This is a genomic window from Oceanotoga sp., from assembly GCF_030445905.1.
Lineage (GTDB): Bacteria > Thermotogota > Thermotogae > Petrotogales > Petrotogaceae > Oceanotoga > Oceanotoga teriensis.
The window spans coordinates 1-20207 of record NZ_JASUSU010000052.1; the positions used below are offsets into that span (position 1 = coordinate 1).

The window sequence follows — 20207 nt, forward strand, 5'->3', positions numbered from 1 at the left end:
CCTCGATGTCGGCTCATCGCATCCTGGGGCTGAAGAAGGTCCCAAGGGTTGGGCTGTTCGCCCATTAAAGCGGTACGTGAGCTGGGTTCAGAACGTCGTAAGACAGTTCGGTCCCTATCTGCTGCGGGCGTAGGAAGTTTGAGGGGGGTTGCTCTTAGTACGAGAGGACCAGAGTGAGTGTACCGCTGGTGAACCAGTTGTCAGGCAAATGGCAGGAGCTGGGTAGCTAAGTACATGACCGATAACCGCTGAAAGCATCTAAGTGGGAAACGGGCCCCAAGATAAGACTTCCCGCTCGAAAGAGTTAAGGGTAGTTCGAGACTAGAACGTAGATAGGCCACAGATGTAAGTGCAGTGATGTATTGAGTCGAGTGGTACTAATAACCCGAGGCTTTGGACAAATGTTTCTTATGTACTAGTGAGTGAGTATTTAGGGGTGAGGATAATGAGTTGGGTTCCACCCAGATCCATTCCGAACCTGGCAGTTAAGCCTTCTCATGCTGATGGTAGTACACTTTTTCTAAGAGAGAACTTTTTTGTTCTCTCTTTTCTTTTATTTATTCTAAAAAAGGGGGAATTTTTAATGATTAGATTTGGTATAATAGGTACAAATTTTATTACTGAAAGATTTTTAGAGGCTGCAAAACTAATAAAAAATTTTAAATTAAATGCTGTTTATTCAAGGACAGAAAAGAGAGCTAAAGAATTTGCAATAAAATATGATGTGAAAAATATTTTTACCAATTTAGAACAGTTATCTAAAAGCGATTTGATCGATGCTATATACATAGCAAGTCCTAATTCTTTACATCATGATCAAACTTTATTATTTTTACAAAATAATAAAAGTGTGTTATGTGAAAAACCTATAGCTTCTAATTTAAAAGAATTAAAAAATATGATAGAAGTTTCTAAAAAAAATAAAGTCCTCTTAATGGAAGCATTAAAAGGTAGTTTTTTACCAAATTATATTTCAATAAAAGAAAATTTATATAAAATTGGTAAAGTAAGAAAATATATTTCTAATTTCTGTCAGTATTCTTCAAGATATGATAAATATAAAAATAATGAACTTCCAAATACATTCAATCCGATTTTTTCAAATGGAGCTTTAATGGATATAGGAATATACACAATATATCCTTTAATCGATATATTTGGTATGCCTAAAAATATTAAATCTGAATCATTATTATTAGATTCAGGTGTTGATGGACAAGGGACGGCAATTTTAGAATATAATGAGATGGAAGGTATTATTAATTATTCAAAAATAAGTAATTCTAAACTTTTTAATGAAATTCAAGGTGAAAAGGGAACTATTTTAATAGATAAAATTTCTCAACCATCTGATATAAAAATATTTTATAATGATGGAAGTATAGAAAATATAACTAAAAATCAAATCGATCAAAATATGTATTATGAAATAGAACATTTTATAAATCTTATTGAAAATAATATTATAGAATCACCAATTAATACATTTGATCTATCTTTAAAAGTTATGTCTATAATTGAAAATATTAGAAAACAAAATAGTATTATTTATCCTGCCGATAATAAATAAAAAAAAGAATTCTTTTATGTTATAATTGTTATAAAAGAGTAAAAAAAAGAAATGATTTTTTTTATTTAGGAGGGGATATTATGAATAAAGAAGAGCTTTTAAAAAGGAAAAGAATCCTTGAGATTGAAAAAAATGCTATAGAAAAGTATATGGGGCCTCATGAGCATGATGAATCTTTAAAAGAAGAATGGGAAAGATTAACAACAGAGCTTGAAAAAATTGAAAAAGAACTTTAAAATTAAAAAGGCAGATTTATATCTGCCTTTTTTTATATATTGACTGTTTAAAAAATTTAATCTTTATAATGTATAATTGAGGAAAAAGAACAATCGAGAGGTGTTAGAATGTATGTTCGAAAATGGTATTCTAAATCTTTTCATTATGTATATTTAAATTCTACTTTAAGAGAATTTTATGAGAAGCTATCTGATCTTGGAGATAATATAGCAATTTTGAGAAATGATAATACTTTGTATAATATGATTACAAAGGAAGAACTCGAATTTTTGAGTAAATTTGATGAGAATATGAAATTATATGAAATTCTTGATCCTGTAGAATATTTTTTATTTGATGATGATTTAGTTGAAGATGCTTTGAATATAATGCTTGAAAATCATATAAAAGTGTTACCTGTAGTTGATTCTGAAATGATTCCATTGGGTATATTTGGTTTCTTTGAAATATTAAGAGCTTTTAGAAGTATTTCAGCTATGGATGAATCTGGAACTAAAATTATTTTAACAAGAAAAGATAAGCCTGGTCAACTCAATAATATACTTCAATTACTTGCTAAAGAAGATATAAATGTACTTTCTTTGATGACATCAAAAAATGTTAATTCAAAAAGGTCTATAACCTTAAAATTAGATATACAAAATGTGAATGTTGTTTCTGATATTTTTGAAAAAAATAATATTGAATATGATGCGATTTTTGAAGAAAATATTGATTATATTTGAGGAGGTCTTTTATGATATTAAAGGTTTTAATACCAGGTGGAACTTTATGGATACCTGAACGTATACAAGGAAGTTATGCAACTATATGTCTTTTAGAGCATAAAAACAAAAAAATAATAATGGAACCTGGATATGAACCTTCCTTAAGATTTTTAGAAGAAAAATTTCAAGAATTAAATTTAAAATCGGATGATATTACAGATATTCTTTTGAGTCATGCCCATTTGGATCATGCAAAAAATTCTATTTATTTTAAAAATGCCATTGTTAATGTTCATAAATTATACGATAATAAAAATTTTAATAAATTTGGAGATTTTTCTTCTCAATCTTATATTAATATGATTGAAGATATAAAAAAAAGAGAGAAAAAATTTGATAATGGTGATATATTATTTGAGTCAATAGAAGTCGTACATACTCCTTTTCATAGTAAAGAACATTGTTCTTTTTACATAAAAACAGAAAATATGGGAAAAGTTTTTTTTCCAGGAGATATATGCATGACGAGAATAGAATTATATGATATTATGAGAGGTTTAAGAACGGATGAGGTGGCTAATATAGTAAAAAAATATTATGATATTAGTGATTGGATTGTATTTACTCATGATGCACCTTACTCAATAAAATAAAATTTTGGGAGGGTTAATATGAAAATTGCTTATGTTTCTTTTGAGGTTGTACCTTTTGCAAAAGTAGGAGGTCTTGCAGATGTTGCAGGAGCTTTGCCAAAATATTTAAAGAAAAGAAAAAATAATGTTTTTGTTGTTATGCCTTTTCATAAAGTTATTAGAGACAATTTCAATAATTTAAAACTTATTTCTGAAGATTTTGTGCCTCTTTCTCATGAACTCAAACAACCTTTTTCAGTTTATGAAGGAAAATTACCAGAGAGTGATGTAGTTGTCTATTTTATAAAAAATAATGAATTATTTAATACAAAAGATATATATGGTGGAAGAGATTTAGCACTTCAAAGTTCATATTTTTGTGATAGTGTTTTGAAATTTATTAAAGAAATACATCCAGATACAGATTTAATAAATGTTAATGATTGGCAAACATCTTTAATACCAGCATATCTAAAAAATAATTATTTTTTAGATGATATATTAGGAAATATTAAAACAGTTCTCACAATTCATAATCTTGGATATCAAGGTATATTTACGAGAGATAAATTTGATCTTACTGGACTACCAGATTTTATATTTAATCCAGAATATGCAGAATTTTATGGATATACAAATTATCTTAAACTCGGAATCATATATTCTGATATAGTTAACACAGTTAGTAAAACTTATGCCGAGGAAATACAAACAGCCGAGTTTGGATATCAGCTTGATGGAGTATTAAGGAGTAAAAAAGACTTTTTATATGGAATAATCAATGGAATTGATTATGAGGAATATAATCCTTTAACTGATAAAAGAATATTTAAACCTATAAAAAATTATAATGATAAAATAGAAAATAAATTAAAACTTCAAGAGAAACTTGGTTTAAAAATTTCTAAAGATGTTCCAGTTATTTCTCTTATAAGTAGATTATATGATCAAAAAGGACTTGATTTAATACAAGAAATAATTGAATATTCTCTTGCACTTGATTTTCAGTTTGTGATTTTAGGAACTGGAGATAAAAAATATGAAGATTTTTTTAATGAACTTTCAAAAAGGTATCCCAAACAAGTAAGTTCGAATTTATTCTTTGATTTAGATCTCGCTCAAAAAATATATGCTGGATCAGATATGTTTTTAATGCCTTCTTTATATGAACCATGTGGACTTGGTCAAATGTATTCTATGAGATATGGAACTGTACCAATTGTTAGATATACTGGAGGATTGGCAGATACTGTTATTGAATTTTATGAAGAAGGAAATGGAAATGGATTTGGTTTTTATGATTATACTTCTAAAGATCTTTTAAATGCCATAACTAAAGCAGTCTTTTATTATAAAAAAAGAAATAAAGAATGGAAGAAATTGTTCGATAATTGTATGAAAAGTAATTTTTCATATGAAACTACAGCTTTAAATTATGAACATCTTTATAAAGTGGCTTTGGAGTTATCAAGAGGTGGAGAGGATTGAGTGAATTAAGAAAAGATCCTCTAACCAATAGATGGGTAATAATATCTGAAGATAGAGCTAAAAGACCTATGAATTATGTAGAAGAAGAGCGTATAGAAGAACTTTATTGCCCTTTTGATTATGGAAATGAAAATAGTACTCCTAATGAACTTCTTTCGTTTAGAAGTCCAGATAGTAAGGCTAATGAATCAGGATGGTGGGTTAGAGTTGTTCCAAATAAATTTTCAGCTCTAAAAGAAAATATAATTTTAGATAAATCACCTTATGGAATTTATGATAGAGTATCGGGATTTGGATATCATGAAGTAATAATAGAAACACCAGAACATAATACGAATGTATCTCATTTTTCATTGAAACAAATGGAAGAAGTTTTTTGGGCATATTTAAAAAGATTTAATTCTTTAAAAGAAGATAAAAGAATTAAGTATATACAGATATTTAAAAATTATGGTAAAAAAGCAGGAGCCTCTTTAGTTCATCCACATTCTCAATTAATAGCTACGAGTATTGTTCCTGTTAATCTTATAGATGAAATAGAAGGTGCAAAAAAATATTTTAATTTTAAAAACAGATGTGTTTTTTGTGATATTGTTAAATATGAAGAAGAAGTAAATGAAAGAATTATTTTTAAAAGTGAAAATTTTATAGTATTTGAACCTTATGCTTCAAGATTTCCTTATGAAACATGGATTATGCCGAGATTTCATTCGCATGATTTTGGAGAATTAGAAAAAAATGAAGATATAGTAAAAGAATTGGCTGAAGTTTCTAAAAATTTTTATTCCAGATTTTTTAAAGTTTTGAATAATCCTCCTTATAATATGCTTATTCATACGGCACCTTTTGGAGAGGATTGTAGTAAAGAATACCATTGGCATATAGAAATAATACCCCGAATTACTAATATAGCTGGATTTGAATGGGGAACAGGATTTTATATAAATTCTGTTTCTCCAGAAAAAGCTGCTGATGAATTAAAAAAGGAGGAACCATTTTTATGAAAAAGGGATTGATTTTAGTTTATTTATTTTTAGGGATTTTAATTTATTCATTTAATCTCAGTATAAAACCAATATTTACTACTTATAATGAAGAAAATACAAATTATTTATTTTATTCAGTGACTCCTGTGATGGATTTTGGAACTTTAAAAATAGGACCTGGTGTTAATTTATATCAAAATGAAATAGGTGGTAAATTTTATTATGGAGTTCCAAATAGATATACAGAAGATAGTACCAATGTATATAATATGTTTTCTATAAATTATTTAGAGATTTCTACTGATTTTGCAAATTTTAAATATTCATTTATGAATGAATATACACATGGTTTAGGAACAACTATGTATAGATACTCAAAAAAACTTGCAAAATCTTTTGATTTGAAGATCTTTAAAGAAGATGAATATAATTTTTCAGTTCATTATCCATATGAAATTACAACTTATTTTCCATTTACCACAAAAAATTCAGCAACTTTATCATGGGTTAATTTAGATTATAATTTTGATATTTTTAATATGGGAATTTTAATTGCAACTAATTATCCATATTCAGATTATCATACTGATATAGTATCAATTTTGAATGTATATAAACCTTTTGGACCTTTAAATTTAGGTGTTGAAGGAAGTGTTATATATACAAAAGCAGAAAAAAATAATCTTGTATATGGAGATACCGTTGGTTTTTTAGGAGGATTAGGAGCAGCTATAAGTTTTGAATACGTTGATTTAAGAGCTTTGCCTATAATATATTTAAGTAAATATTCAAATTTAAATTATTTGGACAATAATTATGAAAAAACAAATAATTTAGCTCAAAATTATGATTTTTTAGTATTATCTGAAGAAGAAAGATTGGGAGGTATTTATGATATATCATTTAGATATGATGATATTTTAGATTCATATTTAAGATATAGTTATGAAGTTCCTTTTAATTTTAGTGAAATTCAAAATCAAAAGATATATTCAAAAGTTTATTTAAAATCACCTATTTCAGAATACCCTTTTTCTTTTGAAATGAGTTATAACAGAATATTAGAAAATAATGAATTTGTTTTTGATATTTTTAAAGAAATATTCAACAAGAATACACAGTTTGAATATTCTTTAAACTATAATTTGCTTACTGGATTGAGTCTTTCATATATAAATTATTATGATCATATATCTAATGAAATGAAAGGTAAAATAGCTTTGAATGCAACTTATCAATTTTAAAATAATCGAGAAGATTATATCTTCTCGATTATTTTTTTATCTAAATTTAAATCCAAGAATTTATTTTTGATATATAGTTTATTATTTTCTATTAGTTTTAAGTATTTTTCTGCTGTTTTTTCCCAAGTATAATTATTTATAACTAAATTATATGATTTATCAGAGTATTTTAAATAATCTTTAAAACAAGTTAAAAATCCTTCAGCAATATTTTGTGGATTTTCTGGATCTATTAAAATACCTTCTTTATTTTTGAAAATCTCTTTTGGTCCACCATTTTTTGTTGCAACGATGGGCAATTTACATGCAGCAGCTTCTAATGGTGCTAAACCAAAAGGCTCATAAAAAGATGGCAAACAAAAAATAGCTTTATTTTTTCTCAAATAAGAGTATGTACATGCAAGATCTTTTTGAGATTTAATGTTTAAAAAGATAATTTTATTTTCTATATTATTTTTTAATATCAAATCTATCATAGGCTTAATTATATTTCTATCTGAATCATTTAATTTATCTATTTCAAAGGGGTTATCTATATTTCTTAGAACAATAACCATTTTTGAGAAATTATTTAAATTTTTGTTTTCAATGAAAGCTTTTAAAGCATTTAAATGATTTTTTTTGAATTCTAATCTACTCGAAAGAATTATTAAATTTTTATAATTTTTTATTTTGGAATCTAAATATAACTTAAGTTCTTTTGATATATTTAAATCAGGATTAAAAATTTTTGTATTAACTCCAGGAGGAATTAAATTAAATTTTTCTAAATTTGTTTGAGAAATTTCTTTATAATAATCATGCATATATTGTTCTTCTTTTTCTTGAACAGTTGAAACAGATATAAAATCACAATATTTTATTGATAATTTTTCAGCATTTATTCTTTTTGTAAAATTAAAATCTTTATCATATTTGATATAATTAAATTCATTTACATTCAATTTATCCATTTTCTGAGCTCCTAATGAATGAGCTGTAAAAGAAAAAGGTTTGTTTATATATTTTTTCAGTAGAGCTCCCGTATATCCTCCATCGGCATAATGAGTTGTAAAAAAATCTGGTATTTCATTGCCATAGAATTTTATTATTTGGTTTGAAAATTCATTTAAATAAGGCCAAATTTTTTCTTTTTGTAGAAATTTATTACCTCCAAACTCTAATCGTATAATTCTTAAATTATTATAATTATCATAATAATCTATAGACTTACTGAATTCTGGCCATTTATCATCAACTATTTTTCTTGTTATTATATCAACTTTTATACCCAATTTTGACATAGCCATAGCCAATTCTTTTACATATATTAATTGACCCCCAAAATCTGGATGTTCTGTTAAATGAGAATCAAAGTTATCAAAATTACCTTGAGGATTTATAAAACCAATTTTCATATATAAGACTCCTTTCAAATTAGAGCTTTTTTAAATTTGATATATCGAATTCTGCACCTATATTTTTTAAACTTTCTTCTGCAAAGGATCTTCCAAAGTATAAAGAATCTTCTATTGTTTTATTGTTCATTATTCCATAGTATATTCCAGACCAAAAAGCATCTCCTGCCCCTGTTGTATCTATAACCTCTTTTATAGTAGAAGGGATTTTTAATGATTTGTTTTTATTATTTATGTATATAGCACCTTTTTCTCCTAAAGTTAGTACTATATTCTTTGCTCCCAAACTAAAAAATTCATTTATATAAGAATCTAAAGTATTTTTTCCAAAAATGCTTTCGCAATCATCTTCAGAGGGTTTTATTAAATTTATATAAGGAAGTATTTTTTTTAATATATTTATTATATTATCAGAACTCTTCCACAAAATTTTTCTATAATTTGGATCGAATCCAATAAATAAATTATTTTCTTTAGCTTTTTTTAATATATTAAATGTATTTTTTAAATTATGATCTGTTGATAATGCCCAAGAAGATATATGAAGAATTTTTGATTGAGAAACTAAATTTAAAGCTTTATCATTTAGTTCTAAATTCAATGAAGAAGATCTATAAGCATGAAATTTTGGTGTTTTTTTTGACTTTAAAACTGTTACAATATCTGTATTATTATCTTCACTTATAGTCATTCCAGAAGTATTTATATTATTTTTTTTAAGCTTTTCAAGTATGAAATTTCCAAAAGGATCATTTCCAATTTTTGATATCAAAGCAGTTTTTACATTTAATTTTGATAAATTAATACAAATATTTGCTGGAGATCCTCCAAAATATTTTTTAAAAGATAGAGAATCTTTTAAATTTTCTATATAATCACTTGATATTAAATCTATTAAAACTTCTCCATACGATATAAAATCCATATTTTGATCGCTCCTTTTTGAAAAAAATTTTATTTCATTAATATTATATCAAAAAAAATTTCATGCATGCAATGAGGAAAATGTAAAAAAAACGTTTTATTTATGAATAAAAGCTAATATTTCTATATAATTGATGTTAATTAGATTTTTATAATGATGTTAAAAATTTTATAATTGTATTATAAAATGATGTTCTACATTACTTGGGAGGTGGATTAAGTGAAAAAAGGGTTATTATTTATTTTTATATTATTACTTCTTGTAAACGTTTTCTCAGTAAATATTTCTATGACTGCTGGAGCAGTTGGTAAAGAGCTTGAAGTTCTTTATAAACAAGTAGAAGAGTTTGAAAAATTAAATCCTGATATAAGTGTAAAAGTTTTACCTATGCCAAATTCTTCAACATCAAGACATGATTTGTATGTTACATATCTTGCTTCTGGAACACCAGATCCAACAGTTTTGATGCTTGATGTAATATGGCCAGCTGAATTTGAACCTTTTTTAGCAGATTTAACATCTGATTATGATTATTTTGAACTCGATAAATTCTTAGAAGGTACAGTTAAATCCGTAACTTATAAGAATAAAGTAGTTGCAATACCTTGGTTTACAGATGCTGGATTGCTTTATTATAGAAAAGATTTATTAGATAAATATGGTTATGATGTTCCAAAAACTTGGGATGAACTTTATAATATAGCAAAAGATATTTCAAACAAAGAAAAAATAGATGGATTTATATGGCAAGGAGCTTCTTATGAAGGTCTTACATGTGATGTTATGGAATTTATACATTCACATGGTGGAGCTATAGTTGAAAATGGTGAAGTTGTTCTTGATAAACCAGAAAACAAAGAAAGAACTATAATAGCTTTAAATTATATGAAAAAATTGATAGATGATGGTGTTACAAGAAAAGGTGTAACCACTTATATGGAAGAAGAAGCAAGAAGATTATTCCAAAATGGAGATGCTGTTTTTATGAGAAATTGGCCATATGCTTGGACTTTAGTAAATGGAGATTCTTCAAAAATAGCAGGAAAAGTTGGAGTATCTCCTTTACCTAAGGGATCTAACCCAGAAGGAAGAAATTCTGCAACTTTAGGTGGATGGAACCTTGCAATAAATGGTAATGCATCAAAGTCTCAAATAGAAGCTGCTAAGAAATTAATAAAATTCCTTACAAGCCCTGAACAACAAGTTGTAAAAGCTTTAGGAGTTACTCAAAATCCAACGAGAAAAGCTGTTTATAATGATCCAAGAATAAAAGAAGAAATTCCTTTCATGGTTGAACTTTATGATGTATTTATAAATGCAGAACCAAGACCTGTAACTCCAGTTTACTCTGAAGTTAGTAGAGAAATATATACAGAAACAAGTAATGTTTTAAGAGGAATAAAAACACCTGAAAAAGCAGTAGATGATTTAATAAATTCTTTAAAAGAAATAATGTAAAAATAATTTTTTATTGACGGTAAGCGGATTTTATCCGTCTTACCGTTTTTTAAAAGAGGAGGGTGTTTTTAATGAACAATTATAATAAAAAAGATATGAAATTAGCTTTTTGGCTAATAATACCAGCTTTAATTGCAATAGGTATAACGGCTTTTATACCTTTGATACAAACTTTTTATGATTCTTTTTTTAAATGGTCATTAAGACCTGGATTTGAAAGAGAGTTTTTAGGATTTAAAAATTATATAGATTTGTTTCAAGATAGTAGATTTTTAGCTTCTCTATGGAACACTATATACTTTTCATTTTTTTCTGTTTTATTTGAATTTTTAATTGGTTTAGGTGTTGCATTAATTTTAAATGCGAAATTTAAGTTTAGAGGATTTATGAGAGCTGCAATGTTAATTCCCTGGGCTGTACCGACAGTTATTTCATCTCAAATGTGGAGATGGATGTTTAATGATCAATATGGAGTTATAAGTAATTTATTTTATACTTTAGGAATATTAGAACAAGGAACACCAATATTAGCCGATCCAAAACTTGCTTTAAATGCTATTGTTGCTGTCGATGTTTGGAAGACAACTCCTTTCGTAGCTCTTTTATTGTTAGCTGGACTGCAGTTAATACCTGGAGAACTTTATGAGGCTTCCAGAATAGATGGTGCAACAAAATGGAAGCAATTTACAAGTATAACTTTACCAATATTGAAACCTACCATTGCTGTTACTCTTATATTTAGAACCTTAGATGCATTAAGAGTTTTTGATATTGTATATATAATGACTCCTGGTTTACAACAAACAGAAACAATGTCTGTATACAATAGAAGTTTACTTATGGATAATATATTTTCTCCAAGAGGTCTTTTTGGATATGGATCAGCCTTATCGGTTATTATATTTTTGATTATTGGAGTTTTTACACTTATTTATATCAAAACTATGAAATTAAAAATAGACTGATGGGGGGATTTATATGAGAATTGGAATGAAAGGAAAAAAAAGATTAGAAAAAATTATTTTATATATTTTTGTTATTATAATATTCATATATTTTGTTTTTCCATTTTATTGGGCAATAAGAAGTTCTTTTACAAGTAATAAATTACTTTTTTCAGAGAATTTTAATTTGATACCACCAGAATTTACTTTTGAACATTATATAAATGTTTTTAAAGAGCATAATTTTTTAAGAAATATATGGAATTCAATTGTAGTTGCAGGATCTACTACGATATTATCTTTAATAATAGGATCTTTTGCAGGGTATGCTGTTGCAAGATTAAAAATACCTGGAAAAATATTTATTATGGGAAGTATTTTAGCTGTTTCAATGTTTCCTCAGGTTTCAATCCTTGGAGGACTTTATCAACTATTAAGAAATATGAATCTTATAGATACTTATCCAGGACTTATAATACCTTATACAGCGATTACCTTACCTCTTACAACATGGATTTTACAAAACTTTTTTAGAGATTTACCTTTATCTGTTGAAGAATCTGCTTATATAGATGGATGCTCGAAGTTCGAAACTTTATGGAGAATTGTTTTGCCTTTATCTGGACCGGCTATAGTTACAACTGGTCTCTTAACTTTTATAAGTGCTTGGAATGAATTTATGTTTGCTTTAACTTTTGTTATAAATCCTGAAATGTTTACAGTTCCAGTAGCTATTTCTATGTTTACAGGAGCATCACAGTATGAACAACCTTGGGGGCAATTGATGGCTGCATCTGTTATGATAACAGTTCCTTTGGTTATACTTGTTTTAATATTTCAAAATAAAATAGTAGAAGGATTGACTTCTGGTGCTGTAAAAGGATAAAATATTTAATAAAAGACTTTTGATATACTAAATATTCAAAAGTCTTTTATTTTTTATTTTGAAATAAAAAAACCTTGCGGTATAATTGAATTTGATGTAATAAATCGTTTAGGATGGGAGTGATTCTTTTGAAAAGACTCTTTGGAACAGATGGTATTAGAGGAATAGTTAATGAGGAACTTACAGTTGAATTAGCTATGAGAGTTGGAAATGCTGTTGCAAGACTTTATAATGGTAAATATGATAGGCTTTTAATAGCAATGGATACAAGAAATTCAGGTAAAATGTTTGAAATAGCTATAGCTTCTGGAGCTGTAGCAGCAGGAATGAAAGTGGAATCGTGTGGAGTTATACCTACTCCATCTTTGGCATATCTTACAAAAAAAGAAAAAACTGTTGGAATAATGATTTCAGCATCTCATAATCCTTCTACTTATAATGGGTTGAAGGTTTTATGCGAAGGATTTAAAATACCAGATGAAGAAGAAGTTGATCTTGAAAACATTATATTATCTGAAAATATGGAATATGCACCATATGGTGATGTAGAAGAATTTATCATTAATGGAGGAAAAGATAAATATATAGAATATGTGAAAAGTATATATAAAAATTTAAATTTAAATTATAAAATAGCTATTGATGTTGGAAATGGTGCAGCTGGTTCAGTAATTGAAAGTATTTTAAATAATTTAAATTTAAATTATACTGTTTTCAACAATGAGCCAGATGGTTTTAATATAAATCAAAATTGTGGATCTACTGCTCCTGATTTTTTATCTGATAAAATAAAAAAAGGTAATTATGATTTTGGAATTCTTTTTGATGGAGATGCTGATAGATGTCTTTTCTTAGATTCTAAAGGTAATTTAGTAGATGGAGATAAACTTATGGCTATAAATGCTTTTAAATTAAAAAAACAGAATAGATTATCTGAAAATACTGTTGTTGCAACTATAATGAGTAATTTAGGATTTGAAGAATATTTAAAAGAACATGGAATAAACCTTGTTAGAACGGGGGTTGGAGATAAATATGTTCTTCAAAGAATGATAGATAATAATTTTACCATAGGTGGAGAACAATCTGGGCATATAATTTTTATGGATAGATCTACAACAGGAGATGGTTTGATTACAGCTCTTGAAACTCTTGATACTATGAAATTTTTTGAAAAAACAATTGATGAACTCATATGTGAAATTCCTTCTTATCCTCAATTATTAAAAAATGTTTCAGTTAAAAATAAAAAAGATGTTATGAAAGATGAAAGAATAGAAAAATTAAAAGAAAAATATGAAAATATTTCAGGATTGAAACTTGTTTTAAGGCCTTCTGGAACAGAACATAAAATTAGAGTTATGGCTGAAGGAAAAGATGCGGAAAAAGTAAATTCAATAGTATATGAATTTGTAGAATTAATAGAATTAATAGATAAAGAATATTAAATAAAATAAAAAAACTCCAAAGTATATAAAAATTACCTTGGAGTTTTTTTATTTATGGTTAAAAATATTATTTTTATCTATAAAAGAATTTTACTACAAATCTTATATTATCTCTGTACATTATAAGTGCAACATAAGAATTTTTTTCAACAGAAGAGGCTATTTTTTCCCAATCTGAAACATTTTTTATATCATGATATGTTCCATTTATAGCTATTTGGTTTATTAAATCACCTTTGGTTATTCCAAATATAGGGGAATTATTAGTTACTTCTTCAACTATTACACCATTAGTATTTTTTGATAAAGATTTTTCTTCCACATCTTTTGGAGTTATTTCTCTGACTATTAATCCAAAATAATCTTTTTTAGCTAAAACAACTTCTTTTTCTGAACTTCCCAATAATACATTTAATTTTATTTCTTTTCCAAATCTATTTATTATGACTTCTATTTTTTCACCAGCTGTATAAGTTCTTATAATAGATCTCAATTCTTCGGCATTAGATATTTTTTTATTATCTATTTTTACAATTACATCATCTGCTTTTATTCCAGCATCAGAAGCAGCTGAATTATCTATTACATCACTTATATAAGCTCCTTCATCAACTTTTAATCCAAGTGATTTTCTCAATTCTTCTGTTATATCTCCAAAATAAACTCCGAGATAGGCTCTTTCATATTTTCCGTCATCAATTATGGAGTATGCAAATTTTTTGGCCAAATTTATTGGAATTGCAAAACCTAAATTTACTCCTTGATTTGGGTTTACTATTATTGTATTTACACCTATTACTTGTGCATGTATATTTAAAAGAGGTCCACCACTATTTCCTGGATTTATAGCTGCATCTGTTTGAATTAAATCTACATAATAACCAGAACCATCAGGTTTTTGTACTTTTCTATTCAAAGCACTTATTACACCAGTTGTTACAGTATGACTCAATCCTAATGGATTACCAATTGCTACAACAGTGCCTCCTATTTCAAGCTCTGATGAATCACCCAATTCAACGATTGGAAGTTTTGAATCTGTATTAACTTTTAATACAGCAAGATCTAAATCTTTATCTCCACCAATATATTTTGCTTCGTAGACTTTGTCATTTCCAAGAGTAACATTTATATTCGTTGCATTTTCTACTACATGATAATTTGTTATTATATAACCTTTTTCATCAAATATAAAACCAGTTCCTAAGCTTGTGAATTCTCTTTGTTGTGTAGGGGGAATTTCACCAAAAAACTTTTTAAAAAAATCTTCTATATAAGGATCAGAATAAGATTCTGTTTTTCCTTTTGCTTCAATACTTACAATTGCTTCAGAAGATGCTTTTACAACATTAACTATTGGACTTTGATATCCTTCGTTTACAATTGCGAATATATTAATAGACAAAACAAGTAATGATAATATTACTAAAACTTTTTTCATAAATCCACCTCCAAAAGTCGATATGTTCGAGTTTATTATGAAACTTTTCTCTTAAAGATTACTTAAAAAAAGGTTTTAATTTTATCTATTGATTCAATAATTGCATCGGCATCTTTTATTTCATCATAGCCATAACCATAAGAACAACCAATAGACTTTATATTATTAACTTTCGCAGAATATATATCATGTTTCCTGTCTCCAACCATTATAAAAGAATTATTTTTTTCTTTTTTCATGATATGTTCAATTACAAAATCTTTATCTCTCCACCCATACATTTCAGAACAATGTGGTGAATCTATATATTTTTTTAGGCCTTTATTCAACATTGCTTCGAGATATTTAATATTACAATTTGAAAGAATAAATAGTTTTTTATTTTTATTTTTTAAAAATTCTAAAGTTTCAAGAACATTATCAAAAAAGACATTTTCTGTTTTTTCTATGATGTTTTCTTCTTTTTCATCCAACAGAAGTATAGCTTTTTTTATCAATTCATCATCATTTGTATTTAAAAGATTTTTCCAAATTTGATCTATAGGATATCCTATATATTTTATTATTTCATCATCTGAAATAGTATAATTAATATTTAGATCTTTTATAACTTCTTTAAAAGCGTTTAAAGTAAATTTTTTGGTATTAACAAGTGTTCCATCAAGATCAAATATAATATTTTTAATATTTTTAAAATTATTTTTTGTCATATATTTTCTCCTATCATAAAATTTTGAATTAATATTGTTTTATCTGTTACAGACATATTTTTATTTAAAATTAACTTTTTAAATTTGAAGTTTTCTTCTAAAACAATTATTTCTTGTGCTAAATTAGCGATTTCAAATGGTTCATGAGATACTAAAATTATTTTTAAATTTTTATTGAATATAGTATTTTTAAAGTCTTTGATTATATTATTTTTATTTTTAATATCAAGAGAAGAAAAAGGTTCATCCATTAATATGATATCTGAATTATATGAGATAGCTCTTGCAATATTAACTCTTTTTTTCATACCACCAGATAATTCTTCGGGGTATTTTTCTAAGGAATCATATATATTTAAACTTGATAATATATCTTTAATTTTTTTATCTGAAATATTGGGTGAAACAAATTTTATATTATCCTTTACATTTAGCCATGGTATTAATCTATCTTCTTGAAATATATAAGATAATCTTTTTTTAGATGATATTAATTCACCACTCGATGAAGGTAAAAGACCAGAAATAATTTTTAAAATCGTTGTTTTTCCTATTCCCGACTCTCCAGCTATACAGTATATAATATTTTGTGAAAAATCATATGAGAAATTTTTTAATACATATTTATTATTAAAGCATTTAGATACATTTTTTAATATTAGTTCATTATTTTTATTTATATTTTTAGATTTAATTATTTTGTTATTTTTTAAGGATATTTTTGGCTTAAAATTTAATTTTAATATCAATTTCTCAAATATTATACCATTTAATATTAAAAATATGGTATATGCAAAGACTTCTTCTGTATTTAAGGTACTTTTTGCAAGAGCTAAAGAATAACCAATTCCTTTAGAGCCAGCTAAAAACTCTCCTGCGACTATAGATCTCCATAATGTTCCCGAAATTATTTTTAAGCTTGATATTAAGAAAGGTATTATGGATGGCAAAAAAATATATTTATAAATATAAGATTTAGATACTTTATAAATATTAGCCATTTCTAATAATTTAGTATCTGTAGATTTAATACCTTCTGATATATTCAATATCAATGTTGGAAGTATTATTATAAAAGATACAAATACAGGAGTATAAAATCCTATGCCAAACCATAACATTGTTATGGCTATATAAGATATTACAGGAGCACCTTGAAGAATCATGACTATTGGTCTTATCATTTTATAAAAATTATTTTTAATACCAGCTAAAAGACCTATTGGAATACCAATTATAATACTCAAAGAAAATCCAATTATACTTTTTAAAAGAGTATCAAAATAATTTATCCAAAAATCTTGAGTTATAAATAGAGAAAAAAGTGTTTTAAAAGTTAGTATTGGACTTGGAAGAATTAAGGGACTGTAAAAAAGAGATATTATGAACCATATAATTATAAATAAAGATATCCCAATTAAAAACATTTAGCACCTCTAAAAAACAAACCCCGTTTATACGGGGTTTGTTTATTATTTATTGAAATCAAGTTGTCTTTCTATTTGAACATATCTATAAAATTCAAGTTCATCCCCTGAAGATATATCATCAAAATTTTCAAATTTTATTCCACATTCTTTAGGAGCATCAACCATTTTTACTTCATCTTTATAATGTTTAAGACTTTCAATTGAAACATCATTTACTAATCCACCATTTCTATATATTCTAACTTTTCCATTTCTGGTTACAAATCCTTCGAGTATTTGTACACCAGCGATATTTCCAACTTTTTTAATTTTAAAGACTTCTTTTATCTTTCCAGAACCAGTTATTTCTTCTTTTTCTTCTGGATCGAGCATACCTTGTAAGGCTTTCTTCAAATCGTCTATTAAATTAAATATTATATCATATTTTTTAATTTGTATTCCTTCTTTTTCCGCTTCTTTAATGGTTTTAGAATCAGCTTTAACTCTGAATCCCATTATTACAGCATCAGAAGCAGAAGCAAGCATTACATCACTATTTGTTATAGAACCTATTCCTGCATGTATAACTTCAATATCAATGTCTTTATTTTGTAATTTACTTATAGAATTTTTTAAAGCTTCAATTTCACCAAATGTACTCGCTTTTAATACTATATTTAAAACCTTTTTTTGATCTTCTTCCATCATTTTCATGAGATCTTCAAGCTTAACATGTTTTTTTGATATTCTTTGATTTTGAATATTCAACATTTCTTTTTTTATTGAAGATATATTTCTTGCTTCATCTAAAGTATCTACAACATAAAGTATTGAGTGCATGTCTGCAACTTCATCAAATCCTAATAATTGTACAGGTGTTGAAGGGCCAGCAGCTTTTATAGTTTTTCCTTTATCATCGAGCATTCTCCTAACTTTCCCGTGAGTAGAGCCAGCTATAAAGAAATCACCTGTTTTTAAAACCCCATCTTTTACTATTACTGTAGCAATAGGTCCAAGAAATTTATCGAGCTTACTATCTATAATTACTGCCCTTGCATTTCCATTAGGTTTACATTTTATCTCTTCCACTTCAGAAACTAAGAGAATCATTTCTAATAAGTCTTCTATACCTTTACCAGATTTTGCAGAAATTTCAACTGTTATAGTATCTCCACCCCAATCTTCAGGTATGAGATTTAACTTTGCAACCATCTGTTGTTTTGTTAATTCTACATTTGCATTAGGTTTATCTACTTTATTAATTGCAACTATTATAGGAACACCGGCATCTTTAGCGTGATTATATGCTTCAACAGTTTGAGGCATAACGCCATCATCAGCTGCTACTATTAAAATAACTATATCTGTTGCCTGTGCACCCCTTGCTCTCATTTCAGTGAAAGCTTCATGACCAGGAGTATCAATAAAAGTGATTTTTTTGTTGTTGTATTCAACCTGATAAGCTCCGATTGATTGGGTTATTCCGCCAGCCTCACTTTCAGCAACGCTTTCGCCTCTGATATTATCCAATAAAGTAGTCTTTCCATGGTCAACATGTCCCATAACAGTTACAACTGGAGGTCTTATTTTTAATTTTTTAGAATTGTATTTATAATATTCATCCCATTTATTTATAATATGTTGAGCTGGATCAGAAGATACTTTTGAAGCTTCTTTTATTGTTACAAGGTAATTCATATTTAAAGCTATATCTTCTACCATTTCTGGACTTAAGTCTTGACCAGGTCTTAAAACTATTCCTTGCATGAACATAGCTTTTATTAAATCATTTTGATTTTTACCCATTTTTTGAGCCAATTTATCAAGTTTTAATTCATCTTGTGCAATTATAATTTCTTCTATTTTATTTTCTCCTTCAGGTTTAATTGGTGGTTCAACCTCTTTTTTAGAATTATTTTCATTTTTTTCTTTTGATTTAGAATCTTTTTTTATGTTCTTTGTTGTTTCTTTTTTTGCAATTTTTTTCTTATTTTCTTCTTCCATTAAATCCAATATTGCTTCTACTGTATCGTCTTCCAGTGTACTCATATGACTTTTAACTTTTATATTGAATTCATTTTTTAAAAGTTGTATAAAATCTTTTGTATTCATGCCAATATCTTTGGCCATTTCATATACACGGGTTTTAGACATTAATTATCACCCCCATTAACTAAATCAATAATACCTTTAATTATACTCTCATCTTCAATACCTACAGCAGAAACTTCAATTTTGCCAACAGCTTTGGCCAAGTCCAATTTATTTTTGCTTTCCAATAAAACATATTTAATACCATAGTAAGAACATTTATTCATTAAATCTTTTAAAGTGTTCTTACTTGCATCAGAAGCAATTACTACCAATTTATGTTTTCTTGGTTTTGAAATATAACTTCTCAAACCCTCCTTGCCAAAGGCGAATTTATTAGCACGAGAAGAAAATCCTATTAAAGTGAGTATTTTATCTTCATTCATCGTGTCACGCCCCTTATAATTTTAATCTATTATATAAATTATATCATTAAATCATTTATAGACAAAATAAATAGAGTTAACTATTTAATAAATATTATTAACGTATCTTAATAATAAAAATAAATATTTACATAAGTTAAAAATATTCTTCAAACACGTTAAGAGGTGGAAATGTGTAAGGAAAGGGAGGAATAAATGTAACAAGAAAGAAATTGACAGGAGATAGAGAAATGTGATAGTATATACTT

At 26.6% G+C, this 20207-nt stretch carries 18 protein-coding genes and 2 rRNA genes; 13 read left to right on the top strand and 7 right to left on the bottom strand.

The features are described from left to right. From PWP28_RS12100 to PWP28_RS12140, 9 genes are all read left to right on the top strand, one after another. Positions 1–401 (top strand): 23S ribosomal RNA (locus PWP28_RS12100); the annotation flags it as partial. Positions 402–432: 31 nt separating this feature from the next. Continuing rightward, positions 433–551: ribosomal RNA gene (rrf, locus tag PWP28_RS12105) — 5S ribosomal RNA — on the top strand. A 32-nt stretch (positions 552–583) separates the two neighbouring features. Next, a complete protein-coding gene (locus PWP28_RS12110) occupies positions 584–1570 on the top strand; it encodes a Gfo/Idh/MocA family oxidoreductase (RefSeq protein WP_308644841.1) in 987 nt (328 codons plus the stop codon). Between the two features lie 80 nt (positions 1571–1650). Next, complete coding sequence (locus tag PWP28_RS12115) at positions 1651–1806, top strand: hypothetical protein (protein WP_240597626.1); 156 nt, start codon at positions 1651–1653, stop codon at positions 1804–1806. A gap of 108 nt (positions 1807–1914) precedes the next feature. Continuing rightward, complete coding sequence (locus tag PWP28_RS12120; RefSeq protein WP_264149756.1) at positions 1915–2532, top strand: CBS domain-containing protein; 618 nt, start codon at positions 1915–1917, stop codon at positions 2530–2532. 11 nt (positions 2533–2543) lie between these two features. After that, positions 2544–3167, top strand: coding sequence for an MBL fold metallo-hydrolase (locus tag PWP28_RS12125; protein ID WP_109606538.1), 624 nt, complete (start codon positions 2544–2546; stop codon positions 3165–3167). 18 nt (positions 3168–3185) lie between these two features. Next, a complete protein-coding gene (locus PWP28_RS12130) occupies positions 3186–4634 on the top strand; it encodes a glycogen/starch synthase (protein WP_308644842.1) in 1449 nt (482 codons plus the stop codon). Beyond that, the gene (gene galT / locus PWP28_RS12135) at positions 4631–5638 is read left to right on the top strand and encodes a galactose-1-phosphate uridylyltransferase (protein WP_109606534.1); all 1008 of its coding nucleotides are present in this window, start codon (positions 4631–4633) and stop codon (positions 5636–5638) included. The genes PWP28_RS12130 and galT overlap by 4 nt, the downstream gene beginning before the upstream one ends. Then, entirely contained in the window at positions 5635–6864 is a 1230-nt protein-coding gene (locus PWP28_RS12140) for a hypothetical protein (protein ID WP_109606532.1), read from the top strand. Before galT ends, PWP28_RS12140 begins: the two co-directional genes overlap by 4 nt. 14 nt (positions 6865–6878) lie before the next feature. On the opposite strand, the gene PWP28_RS12145 is transcribed toward PWP28_RS12140, so the two are convergent. Further along, complete coding sequence (locus PWP28_RS12145; protein WP_109606530.1) at positions 6879–8261, bottom strand: glycosyltransferase; 1383 nt, start codon at positions 8259–8261, stop codon at positions 6879–6881. 19 nt (positions 8262–8280) lie between these two features. Continuing rightward, a complete protein-coding gene (locus tag PWP28_RS12150; RefSeq protein WP_308644843.1) occupies positions 8281–9186 on the bottom strand; it encodes a sugar kinase in 906 nt (301 codons plus the stop codon). A 219-nt stretch (positions 9187–9405) separates the two neighbouring features. On the opposite strand from PWP28_RS12150, the gene PWP28_RS12155 reads away from it, so the two are divergent. The 4 genes from PWP28_RS12155 to PWP28_RS12170 all read left to right on the top strand — a co-directional run bounded on the left by PWP28_RS12155 (position 9406) and on the right by PWP28_RS12170 (position 13922). After that, positions 9406–10644 carry an ABC transporter substrate-binding protein gene (locus PWP28_RS12155; RefSeq protein ID WP_308644844.1) on the top strand — a complete coding sequence of 413 codons (1239 nt, stop codon included), beginning with the start codon at positions 9406–9408 and terminating at the stop codon, positions 10642–10644. A 71-nt stretch (positions 10645–10715) separates the two neighbouring features. After that, positions 10716–11609 carry a carbohydrate ABC transporter permease gene (locus tag PWP28_RS12160; protein ID WP_109606524.1) on the top strand — a complete coding sequence of 298 codons (894 nt, stop codon included), beginning with the start codon at positions 10716–10718 and terminating at the stop codon, positions 11607–11609. Between the two features lie 13 nt (positions 11610–11622). Beyond that, positions 11623–12474, top strand: coding sequence for a carbohydrate ABC transporter permease (locus PWP28_RS12165; RefSeq protein ID WP_206050613.1), 852 nt, complete (start codon positions 11623–11625; stop codon positions 12472–12474). A 128-nt stretch (positions 12475–12602) separates the two neighbouring features. Beyond that, the gene (locus PWP28_RS12170; RefSeq protein ID WP_109606522.1) at positions 12603–13922 is read left to right on the top strand and encodes a phosphoglucosamine mutase; all 1320 of its coding nucleotides are present in this window, start codon (positions 12603–12605) and stop codon (positions 13920–13922) included. A gap of 73 nt (positions 13923–13995) precedes the next feature. Here PWP28_RS12170 and PWP28_RS12175 read toward each other — a convergent pair whose 3' ends face one another. The 5 genes from PWP28_RS12175 to PWP28_RS12200 all read right to left on the bottom strand — a co-directional run bounded on the left by PWP28_RS12175 (position 13996) and on the right by PWP28_RS12200 (position 19959). Then, the gene (locus PWP28_RS12175; RefSeq protein WP_109606520.1) at positions 13996–15363 is read right to left on the bottom strand and encodes a trypsin-like peptidase domain-containing protein; all 1368 of its coding nucleotides are present in this window, start codon (positions 15361–15363) and stop codon (positions 13996–13998) included. Between the two features lie 62 nt (positions 15364–15425). Continuing rightward, positions 15426–16073, bottom strand: a complete 648-nt coding sequence (locus PWP28_RS12180) for an HAD family hydrolase (RefSeq protein ID WP_109606518.1) — start codon at positions 16071–16073, stop codon at positions 15426–15428. Beyond that, positions 16070–17500, bottom strand: a complete 1431-nt coding sequence (locus PWP28_RS12185; RefSeq protein ID WP_109606517.1) for an ATP-binding cassette domain-containing protein — start codon at positions 17498–17500, stop codon at positions 16070–16072. The genes PWP28_RS12180 and PWP28_RS12185 overlap by 4 nt, the downstream gene beginning before the upstream one ends. Before the next feature lie 45 nt (positions 17501–17545). Then, entirely contained in the window at positions 17546–19636 is a 2091-nt protein-coding gene (gene infB / locus PWP28_RS12190) for a translation initiation factor IF-2 (RefSeq protein ID WP_374045496.1), read from the bottom strand. Further along, complete coding sequence (locus tag PWP28_RS12200; protein ID WP_264149766.1) at positions 19636–19959, bottom strand: ribosomal L7Ae/L30e/S12e/Gadd45 family protein; 324 nt, start codon at positions 19957–19959, stop codon at positions 19636–19638. The genes infB and PWP28_RS12200 overlap by 1 nt, the downstream gene beginning before the upstream one ends. Positions 19960–20207: the final 248 nt, after the last annotated feature.